At 67.9% G+C, this 18,030-nt stretch carries 17 protein-coding genes; 14 read left to right on the top strand and 3 right to left on the bottom strand.

Translation table 11 applies throughout. The features are described from left to right. Window positions 1–9: 9 nt before the first annotated feature. Both ACR80S_RS05905 and lipB read left to right on the top strand, forming a co-directional pair. Complete coding sequence (locus ACR80S_RS05905) at window positions 10–321, top strand: HP0495 family protein (RefSeq protein ID WP_435400330.1); 312 nt, start codon at window positions 10–12, stop codon at window positions 319–321. A gap of 125 nt (window positions 322–446) precedes the next feature. After that, the gene (lipB, locus tag ACR80S_RS05900) at window positions 447–1,088 is read left to right on the top strand and encodes a lipoyl(octanoyl) transferase LipB (RefSeq protein WP_435400400.1); all 642 of its coding nucleotides are present in this window, start codon (window positions 447–449) and stop codon (window positions 1,086–1,088) included. 15 nt (window positions 1,089–1,103) lie between these two features. Here the strand turns inward: lipB and lipA are convergent, their stop codons facing one another. Beyond that, the gene (lipA, locus tag ACR80S_RS05895; RefSeq protein ID WP_435402807.1) at window positions 1,104–2,159 is read right to left on the bottom strand and encodes a lipoyl synthase; all 1,056 of its coding nucleotides are present in this window, start codon (window positions 2,157–2,159) and stop codon (window positions 1,104–1,106) included. Between the two features lie 198 nt (window positions 2,160–2,357). Beyond that, the gene (locus tag ACR80S_RS05890; RefSeq protein ID WP_435402806.1) at window positions 2,358–3,341 is read right to left on the bottom strand and encodes a LysR family transcriptional regulator; all 984 of its coding nucleotides are present in this window, start codon (window positions 3,339–3,341) and stop codon (window positions 2,358–2,360) included. Between the two features lie 193 nt (window positions 3,342–3,534). Between ACR80S_RS05890 and ACR80S_RS05885 the strand changes: the two genes are divergently transcribed. The 9 genes from ACR80S_RS05885 (at window position 3,535) to ACR80S_RS05845 (ending at window position 13,511) form a co-directional block, all read left to right on the top strand. Further along, on the top strand, window positions 3,535–3,669 hold the full coding sequence (locus ACR80S_RS05885) for a hypothetical protein (protein WP_435402805.1): 135 nt from the start codon (window positions 3,535–3,537) through the stop codon (window positions 3,667–3,669). Window positions 3,670–3,820: 151 nt separating this feature from the next. Further along, on the top strand, window positions 3,821–6,274 hold the full coding sequence (locus ACR80S_RS05880; RefSeq protein WP_435400327.1) for a DUF3141 domain-containing protein: 2,454 nt from the start codon (window positions 3,821–3,823) through the stop codon (window positions 6,272–6,274). A gap of 246 nt (window positions 6,275–6,520) precedes the next feature. Continuing rightward, window positions 6,521–9,160: a type I DNA topoisomerase gene (topA, locus tag ACR80S_RS05875; RefSeq protein WP_435400326.1), complete on the top strand. Its 2,640-nt coding sequence runs from the start codon at window positions 6,521–6,523 to the stop codon at window positions 9,158–9,160. After that, entirely contained in the window at window positions 9,157–9,621 is a 465-nt protein-coding gene (locus tag ACR80S_RS05870) for a DUF6586 family protein (protein ID WP_435402804.1), read from the top strand. The genes topA and ACR80S_RS05870 overlap by 4 nt, the downstream gene beginning before the upstream one ends. A 5-nt stretch (window positions 9,622–9,626) precedes the next feature. Further along, window positions 9,627–10,100: an NYN domain-containing protein gene (locus ACR80S_RS05865; RefSeq protein ID WP_435400324.1), complete on the top strand. Its 474-nt coding sequence runs from the start codon at window positions 9,627–9,629 to the stop codon at window positions 10,098–10,100. 142 nt (window positions 10,101–10,242) lie between these two features. Continuing rightward, the gene (locus tag ACR80S_RS05860) at window positions 10,243–10,707 is read left to right on the top strand and encodes a 2-hydroxyacyl-CoA dehydratase (RefSeq protein WP_435402803.1); all 465 of its coding nucleotides are present in this window, start codon (window positions 10,243–10,245) and stop codon (window positions 10,705–10,707) included. 10 nt (window positions 10,708–10,717) lie between these two features. Then, on the top strand, window positions 10,718–11,149 hold the full coding sequence (locus ACR80S_RS05855; RefSeq protein ID WP_435400322.1) for a hypothetical protein: 432 nt from the start codon (window positions 10,718–10,720) through the stop codon (window positions 11,147–11,149). Window positions 11,150–11,367: 218 nt separating this feature from the next. Next, window positions 11,368–12,960, top strand: coding sequence for an ABC-F family ATPase (locus tag ACR80S_RS05850; RefSeq protein ID WP_435402802.1), 1,593 nt, complete (start codon window positions 11,368–11,370; stop codon window positions 12,958–12,960). 128 nt (window positions 12,961–13,088) lie between these two features. Next, window positions 13,089–13,511 carry a CopD family protein gene (locus ACR80S_RS05845; protein ID WP_435400320.1) on the top strand — a complete coding sequence of 141 codons (423 nt, stop codon included), beginning with the start codon at window positions 13,089–13,091 and terminating at the stop codon, window positions 13,509–13,511. Between the two features lie 35 nt (window positions 13,512–13,546). Here the strand turns inward: ACR80S_RS05845 and ACR80S_RS05840 are convergent, their stop codons facing one another. Further along, a complete protein-coding gene (locus ACR80S_RS05840) occupies window positions 13,547–14,005 on the bottom strand; it encodes a DUF2231 domain-containing protein (protein WP_435402801.1) in 459 nt (152 codons plus the stop codon). 117 nt (window positions 14,006–14,122) lie between these two features. Between ACR80S_RS05840 and coxB the strand changes: the two genes are divergently transcribed. Genes coxB through ACR80S_RS05825 form a run of 3 tightly spaced genes read left to right on the top strand, consistent with a single transcriptional unit; the run spans window position 14,123 to window position 18,020 of the window. After that, window positions 14,123–15,142: a cytochrome c oxidase subunit II gene (gene coxB, locus ACR80S_RS05835; RefSeq protein WP_435400318.1), complete on the top strand. Its 1,020-nt coding sequence runs from the start codon at window positions 14,123–14,125 to the stop codon at window positions 15,140–15,142. After that, window positions 15,139–17,667 carry a cytochrome c oxidase subunit I gene (ctaD, locus tag ACR80S_RS05830; protein WP_435400317.1) on the top strand — a complete coding sequence of 843 codons (2,529 nt, stop codon included), beginning with the start codon at window positions 15,139–15,141 and terminating at the stop codon, window positions 17,665–17,667. Before coxB ends, ctaD begins: the two co-directional genes overlap by 4 nt. After that, window positions 17,664–18,020: a hypothetical protein gene (locus tag ACR80S_RS05825; RefSeq protein WP_435400316.1), complete on the top strand. Its 357-nt coding sequence runs from the start codon at window positions 17,664–17,666 to the stop codon at window positions 18,018–18,020. Before ctaD ends, ACR80S_RS05825 begins: the two co-directional genes overlap by 4 nt. Window positions 18,021–18,030: the final 10 nt, after the last annotated feature.

The raw sequence follows: 18,030 nt of genomic DNA, 5'->3' as shown, positions 1-18,030 counted from the left end.
GGAATCCCCATGAACGACAAGTCCCTGCGCGACCTGCGCCAGCCGAGCCGGCCGGTCGCCGGCAAGCCGCCGAAGATCACCTTCCCCTGCCGCTATCCGCTCAAGGTAGTCGGCGATGCCGCCGAGGACTTTGCCGCCATGGTCTGCCAGGTGGTCGCCCGCCACGACCCGCACTTCGACGCCACCAACCTGCGGGTGGTGGACAGCCGCAACGGCCGCTTCCAGTCGGTGCGCCTGGCCATCCGCGCCACCGGCGAGGCTCAGCTCCGGGCGCTGTTCGTGGAGCTCAAGGCCACCGGCCGCGTGCATATGGTGGTGTGATGGGGTCAAGCGCCTCTTCGTCGCCTGCTGAGCAGCCCTCCCGAGATTCATCGCGACCCCAGTCGTTGCCGCCCATCGAGTTGCACCGCCTGGGTCGGCGCCCCTATGCGCCGGTGTGGCAGGCGATGCGCGACCTCACCGACAGTCGCGACGCCCAGACACCGGACCAGTTCTGGCTGGTGGAGCATGAACCGGTATTCACCCAGGGGCAGGCGGGCCGTCCCGAGCACCTGCTGATGCCCGGCGATATTCCAGTGGTGCAGACTGATCGCGGCGGTCAGGTGACCTACCATGGGCCCGGCCAGGTGGTGCTCTATCCGTTAATCGACGTGCGCCGCTCGCGCCTGGGCGTGCGCGATCTGGTGAGCGGACTGGAGAACGCGGTGATCGCGCTGCTCGCCGAGCAGGGCATCGCGGCACGGGCGCGCCCCGATGCGCCGGGTGTCTATGTGGAAACGGACATGGGCGAGGCCAAGATCGCCTCGCTGGGGTTGCGCATCCGCCGCGGCGGAAGCTTCCACGGCGTGGCGCTGAACGTCGATGGCGACCTCTCCCCCTTCCTTCGCATCAACCCCTGCGGCTATGCCGGCATGGCGATGACGCGCCTGGTGGATCTCCTCCCCTCCCGCCCCGGCATGGAGGGAGCGGGGGAGGCGTCGTCTGGGATGGAGGCACCTGGGGTAGAGTCAGTAGGGGAGCGCCTGGCGGAGTGCCTGGCGCTCGAGCTGGGGCGGCAGCTTGTCAGGGCCCTCGGTCCTGGAACCTAGGCCTGGGCCTGGGCACTACCCGACGTTGATGGCGTCGATACGATCGGGATCCGGCGTCTGTCCCGGCACCGCGGCCGGGGCGGCCAGGCCCAGGTTGTTCTTCTCGAACACCCGGTCGGCGCGGTAGCTGGAGCGCACCAGCGGGCCAGAGGCAACCTCCATGAAGCCCTTTGCCAGTCCGATCTGACGATAGCGCTCGAACTCCTCGGGGGTGACCCAGCGCTCAACGGCCAAGTGGTTGCGGGTGGGACGCAGGTACTGGCCCAGGGTGACGATATCCACGCCGATCTCGCGCAGGTCGTCGAAGGTGGCGAGGATCTCCTCGTCGCGCTCGCCCAGGCCCAGCATCAGGCTGGTCTTGGTCAGCACCTGGGGGCGATGGCGCTTGGCATGGGCCAGCACGTCCAGGGTCTTGCGGTAGCCGGCGCGGGGGTCGCGCACCCGCTGGGTCAGACGCTGCACGGTCTCGACGTTCTGGGCGAAGACCTCGAGGCCCGAGTCGACCACCTGCTCGATGGCGGCATGGGCGCCGTCGAAGTCCGGCGTCAGCGCCTCCACGACCACCTCAGGGGTGTTGGTCTTGATGGCGCGGATGCAGGCCGCGTAGTGGGCGGCGCCACCGTCGTCCAGGTCGTCGCGGTCCACCGAGGTGAGCACCACGTAGCGCAGCCCCATCAGCTCCACCGACTTGGCGGTGTTGGCCGGCTCCTCGGCGTCCAGCCAACCGCCGGGGTTCCCGGTGTCCACGGCGCAGAAGCGGCAGGCGCGGGTACACACCGAGCCCATCAGCATGATGGTGGCGGTGCCGTTGCTCCAGCACTCGCCCATGTTGGGGCAGTGGGACTCGGCGCACACGGTGCTCAGGCGATGCTCGCTGACGTTGCGCTTGACGGCCTCGAAGCGCTCGCCGCCGGGAATCTGGGCGCGCAGCCACTTGGGCTTGCGGCCCGGGTCGGCGGCCTTCTCCTCCGGCTCTCGGCGCTGCTTGATGCCGTCCTTGATGGCGGCAAAGCCCTGCTGGGTGCGGAACTTCTCGCCGCTGGGGACGTGTTTCGAGGTGCTGTCGCTCATGGGTGTGAGCCCCTTCGCTCGGCCCGCCCCGGGGATCGTGGACGCTTCTTGCGGGCAGGCTTGCCGGCAAGGGGTCAGAGCCGCGGGGCGCGCTGATGGTTACTGGGTATCGGCCCAATAATCTACCATAGTCGCGGCGCCTGGGCATCGCCGCGTGGGCGGTGCCGGCATCTGCCATGACCCGGGCGAAGGTTGGGGTCAGTTCGACAGCGGCAGGCAGACCACATTGTGGTTGGGCAGCGGGCGGGGCGGCGCCTGGAAGTGGGCATGGAACTCCGCCAGGTGCTCGCGCACAAAGCGCAGGAACAGCTCGGTGACCGGGGTGGGAAAGCGATCGCGTGGATAGACGGTGCACCAGGAGTGGCGCAGCGGAAAGCCGGGCAGGCTGAGCGCCTCGAGCAGCCCGGCCTCAAGCTCCAGACGCACTGCCAGGCGCGGCAGTACGGCCACCCCCAACTGGGCCATCACCCCCTGCTTGATGGCCTCGTTGGTGCCCAGCTCGATGCGGTGGGCCAGGCTCACGTCCTGTTCGGCGGCCAGCTCCTCGAAAGCGCTGCGCACGCCTGAGCCGGGCTCGCGCATCAGCACATAGTGACGAGCGAAATCCTCAAGGGTCGGCGCAGCCACCTGCAGCAGTGGGTGGCCGGGCCACACCAGCGGGATCATCTCGTTGTCGAGGATCGGCATGATCACCAGGTCGCGATCCTCGGGCACCCGAGCCATGATTACCAGATCGTCGCGCCGCTCCGCCAGGCGCTCCAGGGCCTGGCTGCGGTTGCACACCTTGAGGCGCACCTGGACGTTGGGGAAGTGGGCGCGGAAGCGCGCCAGCAGGTGAGGCACCACGTACTGGGCGGTGGAGACCGCCGCCAGATTGAGTTCGCCACGGATGGTGCCCGACATGTCCGAGAGGGCCATCTGAAGCCGAGAGACCTGGCCGAAGATGGCGCGTACCGAGGCCGCCAGCGCATCCGCCGCCGGCAGCACGTGCAGGGTCTTGCCGGCATACTTGAACAGCGGCTGGCCCAGCGCCTGCTCCAACTGGCGGATCTGGGCGCTGACCGCGGGCTGGGTCAGCCCGAGCTGCTCCGCCGCCCGGGAGTAGGAGTGCTGGTCGTGCACCGCCTGGAACACCTGCAGCTGGCGAAAGGTCAGCTTGTTGAGCAGCTTGGGAGTGGTCATGATCGCTTGCCGGATGGCGCCGCCGGCCTCTTGTCGGTCCGAGATTCATGCTAGCACCGCCGGCCCCGCCGGGGCCATCGCCAAGGAGACAGCCATCACGTGAGCATCTTCCGCCCTCCCGGGCCCGGGGCGCCGCCGCCCCGGATCGCCCTGGCTGCCGTCGGGATTGGGCCTGCGCCTGGACCGCGCCCCCGTGACGGGGGGAGAGGCACGCCTCACGGCCTGGGGTCGCACCCCCGATGAGGCGCGGCGCCGTGGCCGGCGCGGCCTCGAGGAGCTGCTGGGCGTGGAAAGTGCCGCCTCGCTTGTGGGGCCGCTGAACGTATAATCAAGTCCGTAAACCTTGTATAGCGCTACAGGTCAATGAGGTTTCACTCGCCGTATCGTTGTTATTACGTTATATTGCATTGCAGCAAGGTTCGCGTATTATCCGCGGCCCGATGTCCCCCTTCCTCTGACCGCAATGCCAGGAGCTCGCGATGAATCTTCCGATGCCGACTCCCCCGGCCGCCACCTTGACGCTGCTCGACCCCTTCGGGTTCGGACGCGCGGCGGGCCGCTACTGGTTGGATGCCTTCGAGCGCAGCGTGCTCTTCATGGATGTGATGCGCGTACGTGGTAACCAGTACCTCGAACACATCGAACAGACCAAGCCCAGCGTACTGGGCTTCGATGCCGAGGTATTGATGGATGGCCGCGACCTGTCGCGTCCGGTCAACTATGAACTGCTGCGTATCCTGCCCCCCTCGGGATACCCCACCGACCCACAGATGCGCCCCTTCGTGGTGGTCGATCCCCGTGCCGGACATGGCCCGGGGATCGGCGGCTTCAAGCCCGACAGCGAGCTAGGCGTGGCCCTACGTGCCGGCCACCCCTGTTACTTCATCGGCTTTCTGCCCTACCCGGAGCCGGGTCAGAGCGTGGAAGACGTGGTGGAGGCGGAGATCGCCTTCGTGCGTCACGTCAATCGCCTCCACGGCGAGCTCGGGGCCGAAAAGCCCATGGTGGTGGGCAACTGCCAGGCCGGCTGGCAGATCATGATGGCCGCGTCGCTGGAGCCCGACCTGTTCGGGCCGATCCTGATCGCCGGTGCGCCGCTCTCCTACTGGGCCGGCCAGCGCGGCAATGCCCCGATGCGCTACGCCGGGGGCATGACCGGCGGCAGCTGGATGACCTCCCTGTTCAGCGACCTGGGTGATGGCCAGTTCGACGGCGCCTGGCTGGTGCAGAACTTCGAGAACCTCAATCCGGCCAACACCTTCTGGACCAAGCAGTATCGCCTCTATGCCAACATCGACACCGAGGCCAGCCGTTACCTGGAGTTCGAGCGCTGGTGGGGCGGTCACGTGGTGCTCGGCGGCAACGAAATCCAGTACATCGTCGACAATCTGTTCGTCGGCAACCGTCTTTCCACCGCCCAGCTGGTCACCTCCGATGGCCGGCGCATCGACCTGCGCAATCTGCGCTCGCCGGTGGTGGTGTTCTGTTCCAAGGGCGATGACATCACGCCGCCGCCCCAGGCGCTGGGCTGGGTGCGCGACCTCTATGAAGACGTGGATGACATCGTGGCCAGCGAGCAGACCATCGTCTATTGCGTCCATGACACCACTGGCCATCTGGGCATCTTCGTGTCGGGTAGTGTCTCCCGCAAGGAGCACGCCGAGTTCACGGCCAATATGGACTATATCGACGTGCTGCCGCCGGGACTCTATGAGACCACCGTGTCGGATGCCGCCCAGCGCGACGACGCCGAGCTGATCGAGCGCGACTATCTGCTGGAGTTCACGTCCCGCAGCATCGAGGAGCTCGACGAAGTGGTGCAGCACAGCCCCGAGGACGATACCCGCTTCGCCACCGTGGCGCGACTGTCGGAGATCAACCTGGGCCTCTATCGGCTCTTCGTGCAGCCCTGGGTGCGCGGCATGGCCACCCCCGAGTCGGCTCACTGGATGCGCCGCATGCATCCCAACCGGATGGGCTATCGCCTCTTCTCCGACCGCAACCCGCTGATGAACGCGATCCCGGTACTGGCCGAAAAGATTCGCGCCGACCGTCACCTGGTGGACGAGGAGAACCTCTTTCGGGTCCTGGAGTCTATCGCCTCCAGCCAGGTCACCGGCAGCCTCAACGCCTGGCGTGACCTGCGCGACGGCGCCACCGAGCGACTCTTCCTGGATGTCTACGGCCAGCCGCTGCTGCAGTCGTTGGTGGGCCTGGGCGGTGACGCCCACGTGCATCGTCGCCGCCCGGGGTCAGAGCCGGAGCACCGCCGCTTCATCGCCCGTCGCCAGGCCGAACTCAGCGAGCATGTCGCCGAGGGCGGCAGCCACGAGGCTGTGATCCGGGCGCTGATCTTCGTGCTGGGTGGGGCGCCCTCCACCGACGAGCGCAACTTCAAGCGCCTGCGAGCTACCCATGCCGAGTTGGAGCCTCAGCTCACCGTGGCAGACTTCAAGCGGCTGATGCGCGAGCAGTTCTTCATCCTCAAGCTCGATCGGGAGGCGGCCGTCGAGGCGCTGCCCGAGTTGCTCAAGGGGCAGACGGCGGAGCAGATCGCCGGCCACCTCAAGCACATCGAGCACGTGCTGGCGGCCAGCGGTGAGCTCTCCGAGCACTCCACCGAGCGCCTGGCTCGGGTGCAGGGTCTCTTCGAGCAGGCCATCGACCAGGCGCCGATCCTCGAGGCTGAGGCGCGGGCCGAGGCCCAGGCCTGGGTAGCCAGCCAGGCCGAGGCCCAGCGCCTCGCCCTGACTGACCTGGAGGGCCTGATGGAATCCCAGCCCGTCGCCAAGGCCGAGCCCGTCGCCAAGGCCGAGCCCGTCGCCAAGGCCGAGCCCGTCGCCAAGGCCGAGTCCGTCGCCAAGGCCGAGCCGGCCGCCACGCGGCGCCGGACCACGACCACGCGTCGCAAGCCGGGTGGCAACAAGCGCTGATCCTGGCTTTGCGCCTCCCCTCGCAGCGCCCCTGCCACTTTGTGGCGGGGGCGCTGTCTTTGATGGCGGGCTTGCCCTCTCACGAGAAGGCGGTCTAGGGTCAGTAGGCGCCAACCCGGAGCGTCCACTGGCGCGACGGGGGACGCTGGGGTAGGGTAGGCGCATTTTTCGCCCGCCGTATCAGGGCGGTATGGCATTGTCAGGCGAGGACTCGAGGTCCACGCCGTGCACTTTCAGTGGAGCACTATGGGAAAGTCACTGGTCATCGTCGAGTCCCCCGCCAAGGCCAAGACGATCAACAAGTATCTCGGCAACGACTTCATCGTGAAGTCGAGCGTGGGTCATATTCGTGATTTGCCGACCAGCGGCTCGGGCAAGGCGGCCTCGGATCCCAAGGAGCGCGCGCGCCAGGCCGCGTTGACCCGCAAGATGTCGCCGGACGAGAAGGTCGAGTACAAGAAGCGCAAGTCCCGGGAGCAGCTGATCCGGCGCATGGGCATCGACCCCGAGCATGGCTGGGAGGCCCACTACGAGATCCTGCCGGGCAAGGAGAAGGTGGTCGCCGAACTCCAGAAGTTGGCCCAGAAGGCCGAGACCGTCTACCTCGCCACCGATCTCGACCGCGAGGGGGAGGCCATCGCCTGGCACCTTCGCGAGACCATCGGCGGCGACGACGCGCGCTACAAGCGCGTGGTTTTCAACGAGATCACCAAGAACGCCATCCAGGAGGCCTTCCAGGATCCCGGCACCCTGAATATTCCGCGGGTCGAGGCCCAGCAGGCGCGGCGCTTCCTGGATCGGGTGGTCGGCTTCATGCTCTCGCCGCTGCTGTGGGCCAAGGTCGCCCGGGGCCTCTCGGCCGGGCGGGTTCAGTCGGTGGCCATGCGCCTGATTGTCGAGCGCGAGCGCGAGATCCGCGCCTTCGTGCCGGAGGAGTTCTGGGACGTCCACGCCGACCTGGTCCCGGCGTCCGGGGCATCAGACGAGGAGCCGGTGCGCTTCGAACTGGTGCGCCAGAACGGCAAGGCCTTCCGGCCAACCTCCGAGGCCGAGACCCTGGAGCGCATCGCCGCGCTGCGCCAGGCGTCGCTTGCCATCACCTCGCGGGAAGACAAGCCGACCAGCTCCAGGCCCAATGCTCCCTTCATCACCTCGACGCTGCAGCAGGCCGCCAGCAGCCGGCTGGGCTACTCGGTGAAGAAGACCATGACCCTGGCCCAGCGCCTCTATGAGGCGGGCTACATCACCTATATGCGGACTGACTCCACCAACCTTTCGAAGGATGCGGTGGAGAGCGTGCGCGAGTTTATCGGCGAGGAGTTCGGTCCGCGCTACCTGCCCGAGGCCCCCAATCGCTACTCGAGCAAGGAGGGCGCCCAGGAGGCCCACGAGGCGATCCGTCCCTCCGACGTGGGGCACCGTGCCACCGACCTGACCGGCATGGAACGCGACGCCGAGCGCCTCTACGAGCTGATCTGGCGCCAGTTCGTGGCCTGCCAGATGACCCCGGCCGAGTACCTCTCCAGCACCCTGACCGTGGAGGTCGACGGCTACGAGCTCAAGGCCAAGGGCCGCGTGCTCAAGTTCGACGGCTACACCCGCGTGATGAAGCCGGCCGGCAAGAACGAGGACCAGTCCCTGCCGGACCTTGCCGAGGGCACGCCCATGACCCTGGCCTCCCTGGACCCGCTGCAGCACTTCACCAAGCCCCCGGCCCGTTACACCGAGGCGAGCCTGGTCAAGGAGCTGGAGAAGCGCGGCATCGGCCGGCCCTCCACCTACGCGGCAATCATCTCCACCATCCAGGATCGCGGCTACGTCAAGCTGGAGAACCGGCGTTTCTATGCCGAGAAGCTCGGCGACATCGTCACCGAGCGCCTCAAGGAGTCCTTCCCCGACCTGATGGACTTCTCCTTCACGGCGCGCATGGAGGACGGTCTCGACGAGGTGGCCGAGGGCGAGCGCAACTGGCGCGCGCTGCTTGACGCCTTCTATGCCGAGTTCAAGAAGGAGCTCGAGGAGGCCGAAAGCGAGGCAGGCATGCGCCCCAACCAGCCGGTGCCCACCGATATCGATTGCCCCAGCTGCGGGCGCAAGATGCAGATCCGCACTGCCTCCACCGGGGTCTTCCTGGGCTGCTCGGGCTACAATCTGCCGCCCAAGGAGCGCTGCAAGACCACCATCGACCTGCTGCCCGGGGAGGAAGCGGTCGCCGCCGACGCGGACGAGGAGGCGGAGACCGACGCCCTGCGCGCCAAGCACCGCTGTTCGAAGTGCGGCACTGCCATGGACAGCTACCTGATCGACGAGACCCGCAAGCTGCATATCTGCGGCAACAGCCCGGACTGCGATGGCTACGAGGTGGAGAAGGGCAGGTTCCGCATCAAGGGCTATGATGGCCCCACCATCGAGTGCGACAAGTGTGGCAGCGAGATGCAGCTCAAGTCCGGTCGCTTCGGCAAGTATTTCGGCTGCACCGGCAGCGAGTGCAAGAACACCCGCAAGCTGCTGCGCAGCGGTGAGGTGGCGCCGCCCAAGATGGATCCCATCGACATGCCGGAGCTCGAGTGCCAGAAGGTCGATGACCACTACGTGCTGCGCGACGGGGCCAGCGGCCTGTTCCTGGCGGCCAGCAAGTTCCCCAAGAACCGCGAGACCCGCCCGCCGCTGGTCAAGGAACTCAAGGCCCACGTCGAGGAGCTCCCCGAAAAGTACCGCTATCTGCTCGACGCGCCCAGCGAGGACCCGGACGGCCGCCCGGCCCAGATCCGCTTCTCGCGCAAGGCCAAGGAGCAGTTCGTGATGACCGACGAGGAGGGCAAGGCCACCGGCTGGAAGGCCACCTTCGACGGCAACCGTTGGCAGGTGGAGGACAAGCGCAAGTGACGCCCCGCTCCCGCACTAACCAGCTGCTCTACCAGGCCGAGCTGCTGCTCGACCTGCCCGACAGCACCGACGAGCACGCCGAGGCGCGGCGCATGGCGGCGGAGGAGGGCGCCCTGGCGCTTTTCGAGCTGGCGCTGCAGTCGCTGCTGCGCGAGGTCACCGAGCACGCTCGGCTCGAGCGCCATGACTGGCGCGAGCTGCTCGGCGCCGAGGGGGCCGGCATCGCCGAGCTGCACCGCCTGCGCGAGCTGGCCGCCCAGTCCGCCAGCTGGCTGGCTTGGCTGATCGCCAGGCTCGAGGCGCTGCACGCAAGCGAGGGTGTGGCCCGCCGCGGCACCGGGGCCTCCGCCGGGCTGATCGCCGTGGGCAGCGGTGCGGCGCTGGGAGAGGAGCTGCGCTGGTGCCTCGCCGAGGCCAAGGCCGAGCTCGCCGCCCTGCGCGAAACCAGCCAGGAGTGGTAGAGCGAGTGGAACGTATCGCCCTCTTCATCGACGTCCAGAACGTCTACTACACCACCCGAGATGCCTTCGGGCGGCACTTCGACTACCACGCCTTTTGGGCGCGCTTCGCGGCGGGCCGGGAGGTGGTGGTGGCCAACGCCTACGCGGTGGAGCGCGGTGACCCCCGCCAGCGTCAGTTCCAGGCCATCCTGCGCGGCATCGGCTTTGACGTGAAGCTCAAGCCCTTCATCCAGCGCAGCGACGGCTCCGCCAAGGGCGACTGGGACGTAGGTATCACCCTGGACGCCATCGAGGCGGGGCCGCTGGTCGATCATCTGGTGCTGGTCTCCGGCGACGGTGACTTCGATCTCTTGGTGAGCCGCCTGCGCGAGCGCTTCGGGGTCAAGGTGACCGTCGTCGGAGTGGCGCCCCTCACCGCAGACTCCCTGGTGCGCGCGGCCAGCGACTTCGTGCCCGTCGACGCCTCCCTGCTGCGCTAACGCTGCCATCAGTTCCGACATCAGCGCCCTTCATCGTCTGTCGTTGATACACGTCAAGCACGCCGCCCCGCCCTTGGCTAGGATGAAGACAGGAGCAGGGCGGCACCGCGCCCGCGACGATAACGACGAGAGAGGAGGTGCCATGCGATTCCATCAGGTAAAGGAACTGGTCGACTGGGCGGCCGGCTACCATCGGCGGCTCGCCGAGCAATACTCCACACTGGCCGGGGGTGGCGTGGACGAGCGGGTACGCATGGCGCTGGACTACCTGGCCGAGCGCGAGCGCAAGCAGGAGAACGACCTCACCGGCTATCTGGCGGATGGCAGCGATCACAGCAAGGTGCTGGAGACCTGGTTCGATGATCCGGCGGACTTTCCCCATCCACCGGTGCTCGAGCGCCTGCCCGGCTGCATCGACTGCGAGACCGTGCAGAGCGTGCTCTCCACCGCCCTCACGGCTCACCGCACCCTCCAGGACCTCTACGTCCATCGCATGGAATTGGCGGGGGGCAGCGACGAGAAAGCCTTCTTCGAGTCCCTTTCCAACGGCCACGAGGCCGAGGTAAGGCGCATCGCCCGCGATATGCAGCGGCTCGAGGACTACTGAGGAGGTCATCATGAGCGAACAGATCCTGTCCCCCAAGATGCTTGGCTACTGGACCGAGGAGACACTGAAGGAGGTGCCGGACGAGTCCGGCATCTACTGCGTGTTCCGCGCGGCGAAGGACCCCGAGACCGAAGAGATGGACGTCCAGGAGCTGCTCTACGTGGGTGAGCACCGCGGCGCCCGTCATGGCCTGCAGCATGACGGGCATCGTGACAGGTGGCACACTTTCCCGCAGCCCGACGAGGAGATCTGGTATGCGGTGGGCCTGTGTGGCAGCGCCAATCGGGAGCGCCTGGCGGCGGCCATGATCAACGCCCACAAGCCGCGCTTCAACGCCGACAGCCCCTATCTTGAACGCTTTCCCTTCGACGCCACCACGGTGCATCTCTACGGCAAGAAGCACAAACTGCAGAGCATCTTCAATGTCGAACGCCACGACTGAGCAGCCTCTTAGTGAGAGGCGGCGGGGACAGGTCGTAGAGGGGGTCCTACGCCAGGGATGGCGTCGGTAGCGCCCAGGGAGGGGTTCACAGCGCCCACTTGTCGGTCCGGCGCTCCGGGACCTGTCGCCGGAATAACCTCGAGCGTCTCCAGACGGTGTGAACGGCGCCCATAACCGGTACAATCTTGCCCCCTCCATGCACCGACCGGACCCTCTCCTTGATCGCGACCGCCAACATCACCATGCAGTTCGGGGCCAAGCCCCTGTTCGAGAACGTCTCCATCAAGTTCGGCAACGGCCACCGCTACGGCCTGATCGGGGCCAACGGCTGCGGCAAGTCCACCTTCATGAAGATCCTCGGCGGCGACCTGGAGCCCTCCGGGGGCCAGGTGATGGTCGAGTCCGGCGCCCGGCTCGGCAAGTTGCGCCAGGACCAGTTTGCCTACGAGCAGGATCGGGTCATCGACACCGTGATCATGGGCAATGCCGAGCTTTCCCGGGTGGCCGCCGAGCGCGAGCGCATCTACTCGCTGCCCGAGATGAGTGAGGAAGACGGCATGGCGGTGGCCGACCTGGAGGTGCGCTTCGCCGAACTCGACGGTTATACCGCCGAGGCCCGGGCCGGCGAGCTGCTGCTGGGGCTCGGCATTCCGCTTGAGCAGCACTATGGTCCCATGAGCGAGGTGGCCCCGGGCTGGAAACTGCGCGTGCTGCTGGCCCAGGCACTGTTCGCCGATCCCGACGTGCTGCTGCTGGACGAACCCACCAACCACCTGGACATCAACACCATCCGCTGGCTGGAGGGGATGCTGAAGGCGCGCAACAGCACCATGATCATCATTTCCCACGACCGCCACTTCCTCAACAGCGTCTGTACCCACATGGCGGACCTGGACTACGGCGAGATCCGGCTGTTCCCGGGCAACTACGACGAGTACATGACCGCGGCCACCGCCGCCCGCGAACGCCAGCACGCCGACAATGCCAAGAAGAAGGCGCAGATCGCCGATCTGCAGGCCTTCGTCAGCCGCTTCTCGGCCAACGCCTCCAAGGCCAAACAGGCGACGTCCCGGGCGCGCCAGATCGACAAGATCAAGCTCGAGGAGATCAAGCCCTCGAGCCGGGTCAGCCCCTTCATCCGCTTCGAGCAGGCACGCAAGATCCATCGCAATGCGGTCAACGTGGAGGGGCTCACCCAGGGCTACCCCGGCGAGGCGCCGCTGCTCGAGCGCTTCGGCATGACCGTGGAGGCCGGCGAGCGCATCGCCATCATCGGCCCCAACGGCATCGGCAAGACCACCCTGCTGCGCACCCTGGCCGGCGAGCTTGCGCCGCTGGCCGGCAGCGTGAAATGGACCGACAGCGCCGAGCTCGGCCACTTCGCCCAGGACCACGCCGACGACTTCGTCAATGACGCGACCCTGTTCGAGTGGATGGCTCAGTGGACCGACGGCGGCGAGCAGGTGATCCGCGGGGCACTCGGGCGCATGCTCTTCTCCAGCGACGACATCGGCAAGTCGGTCAAGGTGATCTCCGGCGGCGAGCAGGGACGCATGCTGTTCGGCAAGCTGATCCTGACCCGGCCCAACGTCCTGCTGATGGACGAGCCCACCAACCACCTGGACATGGAGTCCATCGAGGCGCTCAACCTGGCCCTGGAGAATTACCCGGGCACCCTGATCTTCGTCAGCCACGACCGCGAGTTCGTCGCCTCCCTGGCGACCCGCATCCTCGACATGAGCGAGACGGGGATCACCGACTTCAGCGGCAGCTACGACGACTACCTGAGAAGCCAGGGCCTTTACGGCTGAGCCGCAGCTCCCACCAGGAGTGGCTCACCAGTCGTCTCGATAGTTGAGTGCAACATGGCCGTGAGGGCGCGCCTGGACTAGGGTGAAGGTGTTGCCGGCCGGGAGCCGGCTCCGCCGCAAGGACGCCCATGCCCTGGATCAAGTTCCTTCATATCATCGCCCTGGTGAGCTGGTGCGGGCTGCTGCTCTACCTGCCGGCACTGCTCTGCCAGTTGGCCCGGCCGGAGCGAGTGGCCCAGGGTTTTTCGCCCGCCGCGCCGCCGCTTCCCCGTCTTTTCTACAACAGCCTGGCAAGCCCCGCTGCGCTGCTCACCATTGCCTCAGGGACCCTGCTGTTCCTGATTCACGGCATCCTAGGCCCCTGGCTGGTGCTGAAGCTGATGGCGGTGAGCGCCATGGTGCTGGCCCACGGGCTGTGCGGCTGGCTGCTGCTGCGCCTGGAGCATGGTCAGCCACGGTGGGTGGCCGCTGGCGCGCTCGTGGCTGGCGGCGTGGCCGGGCTCGCCATGCTGGCGGTGGTCGGTCTGGTGCTGGCCAAGCCGCCACTCTGAGCCCGGGAGAAGAGCGAATGCCGAAGTCTCACGCCTCAGTCGTCCAGATCCACGCCCACCGCATGCTCGTAGACCAGCTGCCCGCCGAGGAAGCCGGCCAGGGCGATCAGCGCCGCGGTGGCCAGGGTCAGGGCCAGCCCCCAAGGGAGCAGGGCCTCGCCTGCGAAGCGCCACAGCCAGTTCAGCGAGGCCAGCGACAGCAATACCACCGCCACCATGGCGTGGCTCCAGGCGGTGATCAGGCGGCGAATGCGCTTGACTGTCACCAGGTCGATGAGCCCGGCCAGGCTTGCCACCCAGCCGCCGAAGGCGCCCACCCCGGCCAGCCACAGCGAGGCGCGGGCCCAGAAGGGGTCCTGCGTGACAAGAAAGCCCAGGTCGCTGGCGACCAGGCCCAGCAGGGCGGCCACCGGGAAGTGGATCATCACGGGATGCAGCGGGTGGCCGGCAACGGCGGCGCGGCTGTGGATGGAGCGCTGGGGCGTGGGGGGCATGGCGGCGTCCCTGTCGGTGGCGTTGGGGGTGATCACGTTAGAGACAGTGAAGGCCGCTGCGCCCCGCGGGTCAACCTGAACTCGCCACCCTCGGCGCTGCCCACGTTGCTTTTCCCGATGCTGGTCACGTCGCTGTCCATGGGGTTGGCCGGCTGCAGCGGCAGCCACTCGATTCTCGACCCCGCGGGGCCCGCGGCCCGGGACGTGGCCTGGCTATGGTGGGGCATGCTGATCGGCTTCGGCCTGGTGTTCCTGGCGGTGGTGGCACTGTGGCTGGCCGCCTTCCGCCCTCGTGATCGTGCCGCGCGAAGCCCCGGCCAAGCCTACAGCCCCGGCCAACGCTATAGCCCCGATGAGGAGCGCCGCCTGGGGCTTCGCTGGATACTGGGCGGCGGCATCCTGCTGCCGGGGGTAACCATCCTGGTGCTGCTGGCCTTCGGGGTGCCCACCGGTCAACGCCTGCTGCCCCTGCCGCTGCCCGGAGGGGAGGCGCCCAGGGTGATCGAGGTCACCGGCCACCAGTGGTGGTGGGAGGTGCGCTACCCGGACGACGAGGGCGAGGTAATTACCGCCAACCACCTGGTGATGCCCGCCGGCGAGCCGGTGGACTTCCACGTCACCGGCGCCGACGTCATCCACGCCTTCTGGGTGCCGCGCCTGGGCGGCAAGATCGACATGATTCCCGGGCGCATCAACCGCATCCGCCTTCAGGCCGATACGCCTGGGGTGTTCGGCGCCCAGTGCGCCGAGTACTGCGGCGCCCAGCACGCCCATATGCAGCTCCACCTGGAGGCCGTGCCGCCCGAGGAGTTCGAGGCCTGGCTGGCGGCCCGGCGCGTGTCTCCTCCCGAGCCTGCCGACGCTCATGCCCCGGCCCGCGACACCTTCACCGAACAGTGCGCCAGCTGCCACCGGGTGGCGGGGCTCAGTCTGGGAGACGTGGGGCCGAATCTCTCCGACATCGGCGCCCGCGCCACCCTCGGCGCCGGCACCCTGGCCATGGAGGAGGGCGCCATTGCCCGCTGGCTTGCCGAGCACCAGCGCCTCAAGCCCGGCAACCGCATGCCCGCCCATGACCAACTCTCGCCCGAGGCACTCGAGGCCCTGGGCGCCTGGCTGGAGACCCTGCGCCCATGAGCGAATCGATGCGACCCACCCCCGAGGCCGAGCACCTGCACCGCGAGATGGAGGCGGTGTGGGGCAACCCGCCCGGCTGGCGCGGCCGGCTCAGCGTGGTCAATCACAGTACCCTGGGGCTGCGCTTCATGGTCACGGGCCTGGTGTTCTTCCTGCTCGGGGGCGTGCTGGCGATGCTGATTCGCACCCAGTTGGCGCTGCCCGATCAGGACTTCATGTCGCCGGAGATCTACGCCCAGGTCACCACCATGCACGGCACGCTGATGATGTTCCTGTTCGCCATCCCTATGCTGGAGGGGCTGGCGATCTATCTGATCCCCAAGATGATCGGCGCCCGGGACCTGACCTGTCCGCGGCTCACCGCCTTCGGCTACTGGTGCTACCTGTTCGGCGGGATCATCCTCTTCGCCAGCCTGCTGCTGGAGATGGCCCCGGACAGCGGCTGGTTCATGTACACCCCGCTGAGCAGCAGCGAGTATGCTCCCGGGCCCGGTTCGGACTTCTGGCTGCTGGGCATCACCTTCGTGGAGATCTCGGCGCTGGCCGCCGGGGTTGAGCTCACCGTGTCGATCCTGCGCACCCGGGCGCCGGGCATGGCGCTGCATCGCATGCCGCTGTTCGCCTGGTACATCCTGGCCATGGCGCTGATGATCGTGGTGGGCTTCCCGCCCTTGATACTCGGCAGCGTGCTGCTGGAGCTGGAGCGCGCCGCCGGGATGCCCTTCTTCACGGTGGCCGGCGGCGGTGACCCCATCCTCTGGCAGCACCTCTTCTGGCTGTTCGGCCACCCCGAGGTCTACATCATCTTCCTGCCGGCGGCGGGCATTGTCTCGACCCTGATCCCCGTGTTCGCGGGGCGCCCCATCGTCGGCTACGGCTGGGTGGTGGCAGCCATCGCCATCACCGGCTTCATCAGCTTCGGCCTGTGGGTCCACCACATGTTCACCGTGGGCATTCCCCAGCTCGCCCAGGCCTTCTTCTCGGCGGCCAGCATGCTGGTGGCGGTGCCCACCGCCATTCAGGTGTTTGTGTGGCTGGCGACCCTATGGCTGGGCCGACCGCGCATGACCCTGCCGATGCTGTGGATCACGGGCTTCCTGGTGATCTTCGTCTGCGGCGGGCTCACCGGCGTCATGCTGGCGCTAGTGCCCTTCAACTGGCAGGTTCATGACACCCACTTCGTGGTGGCCCATCTGCACTACGTGCTGGTGGGCGGCATGTTCTTTCCGCTGCTGGCCGGGGCCTACTACTGGCTGCCGCTGGTCACCGGGCGCATGCCCTCCGAGCGCCTCGGTCGGCTCGGCTTCTGGCTCACCTTCCTGGGCTTCAATCTCACCTTCCTGATCATGCACTGGACCGGCCTGCTGGGTATGCCGCGGCGCGTTTACACCTACGACAGCGCCATGGGATGGGACCTCTATAACCTGATCTCCTCCATCGGCAGTTTCATGATGGCGGCGGGCATCGCCGCAGTGCTGGTGGACCTCGTACTCCACGGCCGCTACGGGCGCCGTGCGCCGCCCAATCCCTGGGGCGCCGATACCCTGGAATGGAGCTTGGCGATGCCGCCGGCCAACTACAACTTCGCCAGCCTTCCCCGGGTGGAGAGCCGCCATCCGCTGTGGGAGCGCCCCACCCTGGGGGACGAGATCGCCCGCGGTGAGCATGCCCGGCCCGGCGCCGCCCACGGCCGCCGCGAGCTGTTCGGCAGCGAGGCCCTGACCGGTCGGGTGCGCCAGGTGATCCATCTGCCCGGCAACAGCCTGCTGCCGCTCTACGCCGCGCTCTGCCTGGCAGTGGTCTGCGTGAGCCTGCTGGTGCGCCTCTATCCGCTTTCGCTGCTGGGTCTGGCGGGGGCGGGGGTGCTGCTGCTGCGCTGGTCCTGGGAGAACGGCGGCCACTCCCGGGCCGCCCCCCTGGGGCATGACGAACCCGAGGAGCCGCCGCTGCACTCGCGCACCGCCGATGGCCCCGGGCGCTGGACCATGGGGGTAACGCTGCTTGCGGACGGCGCCTTCTTCCTCTCGCTGCTGTTCGGCTGGTTCTATCTGTGGACGGTGTCGCCTGAATGGCAGATGCCCGCTCAGTCGCCGCTTTCGCTGCCGCTGCTGCTGGCCTCGGGGGCGGCCCTCACCCTGGGGAGCCTATGGCTGGAGCGCCGGGTGACGGCGCTGCGGCGTGGCCGGGAGGCGGGACTCACCCTGGTCCTCTCCGCCATCACCGCGCTGGGCGGGCTGCATGTGGCGCTGCTGGTGCTGGTACTCATGGCCGCGGGACTATCGCCCACCGCCACGGCCCACGACGCCACCCTGCTGGTGGGCCTCGCCTATCTGCTCGCCCACGGCGGGTTGGCTACCGTGCTGGCTGCCCTGCAGGCGTGGCGGGCGGGGCTCGGCCTGGTCAGCGCCCGGCTGCCCTTCGAGCCCGGCGTGGTGGCGCTGCTGTGGCGCTACCAGGTGGGCGTCTACTGGATCCTGATGGCGGCCATCGCCCTGCTGCCTCGGTTGACGGGAGCCGGCCCATGAATCTGCTGCGCCGATGGCTGGCACCGAGCCACCCCGTCCATCTGCTGCTGGGCCTGACCCTCTGGAGTCTGTGTTTCGTGGCGCTCTACGCCGGTCTCTCGGTGGCTTGTGAACTGGCGCCGCCATTGCCTGGGCAGGGCGCCCTCACCGCCATCAACGCCTGGCTCGCCGTGCTTACCCTGGCCACCCTGGCGCTGCTCGGCTGGCTGGCCTGGCGGGGGCTGCGCTTCGGCCGTGGCGTCGTCGGCAGGCCGCGCTTTATCGCCCTGGTGGGAGCCGGTCTGCATCTCTACTCGGCGGCAGGGGTAGCCTTCTTGGGGTTGCCGCTGGTGGCTCTGCCGCCCTGCCTGTAGGGGAGGGGCC

It is taken from the genome of Halomonas salsilacus (genome assembly GCF_051216275.1).
Lineage (GTDB): Bacteria > Pseudomonadota > Gammaproteobacteria > Pseudomonadales > Halomonadaceae > Halomonas.
The sequence above is the reverse complement of the archived record's forward strand: the minus strand, read 5'-3'. Positions and strand labels throughout refer to the sequence as shown.

Bases quoted from the DNA above. Each gene is read 5' to 3' on its own strand.
- ACR80S_RS05905 (WP_435400330.1), top strand. From the start codon at position 10: ATGAACGACAAGTCCCTGCGCGACCTGCGCCAGCCGAGCCGGCCGGTC.
- lipB (WP_435400400.1), top strand. From the start codon at position 447: ATGCGCGACCTCACCGACAGTCGCGACGCCCAGACACCGGACCAGTTC.
- lipA (WP_435402807.1), bottom strand. From the start codon at position 2,159: ATGAGCGACAGCACCTCGAAACACGTCCCCAGCGGCGAGAAGTTCCGC.
- ACR80S_RS05890 (WP_435402806.1), bottom strand. From the start codon at position 3,341: ATGACCACTCCCAAGCTGCTCAACAAGCTGACCTTTCGCCAGCTGCAG.
- ACR80S_RS05880 (WP_435400327.1), top strand. From the start codon at position 3,821: ATGAATCTTCCGATGCCGACTCCCCCGGCCGCCACCTTGACGCTGCTC.
- topA (WP_435400326.1), top strand. From the start codon at position 6,521: ATGGGAAAGTCACTGGTCATCGTCGAGTCCCCCGCCAAGGCCAAGACG.
- ACR80S_RS05860 (WP_435402803.1), top strand. From the start codon at position 10,243: ATGCGATTCCATCAGGTAAAGGAACTGGTCGACTGGGCGGCCGGCTAC.
- ACR80S_RS05855 (WP_435400322.1), top strand. From the start codon at position 10,718: ATGAGCGAACAGATCCTGTCCCCCAAGATGCTTGGCTACTGGACCGAG.
- ACR80S_RS05845 (WP_435400320.1), top strand. From the start codon at position 13,089: ATGCCCTGGATCAAGTTCCTTCATATCATCGCCCTGGTGAGCTGGTGC.
- ACR80S_RS05840 (WP_435402801.1), bottom strand. From the start codon at position 14,005: ATGCCCCCCACGCCCCAGCGCTCCATCCACAGCCGCGCCGCCGTTGCC.
- coxB (WP_435400318.1), top strand. From the start codon at position 14,123: ATGCTGGTCACGTCGCTGTCCATGGGGTTGGCCGGCTGCAGCGGCAGC.
- ctaD (WP_435400317.1), top strand. From the start codon at position 15,139: ATGAGCGAATCGATGCGACCCACCCCCGAGGCCGAGCACCTGCACCGC.
- ACR80S_RS05825 (WP_435400316.1), top strand. From the start codon at position 17,664: ATGAATCTGCTGCGCCGATGGCTGGCACCGAGCCACCCCGTCCATCTG.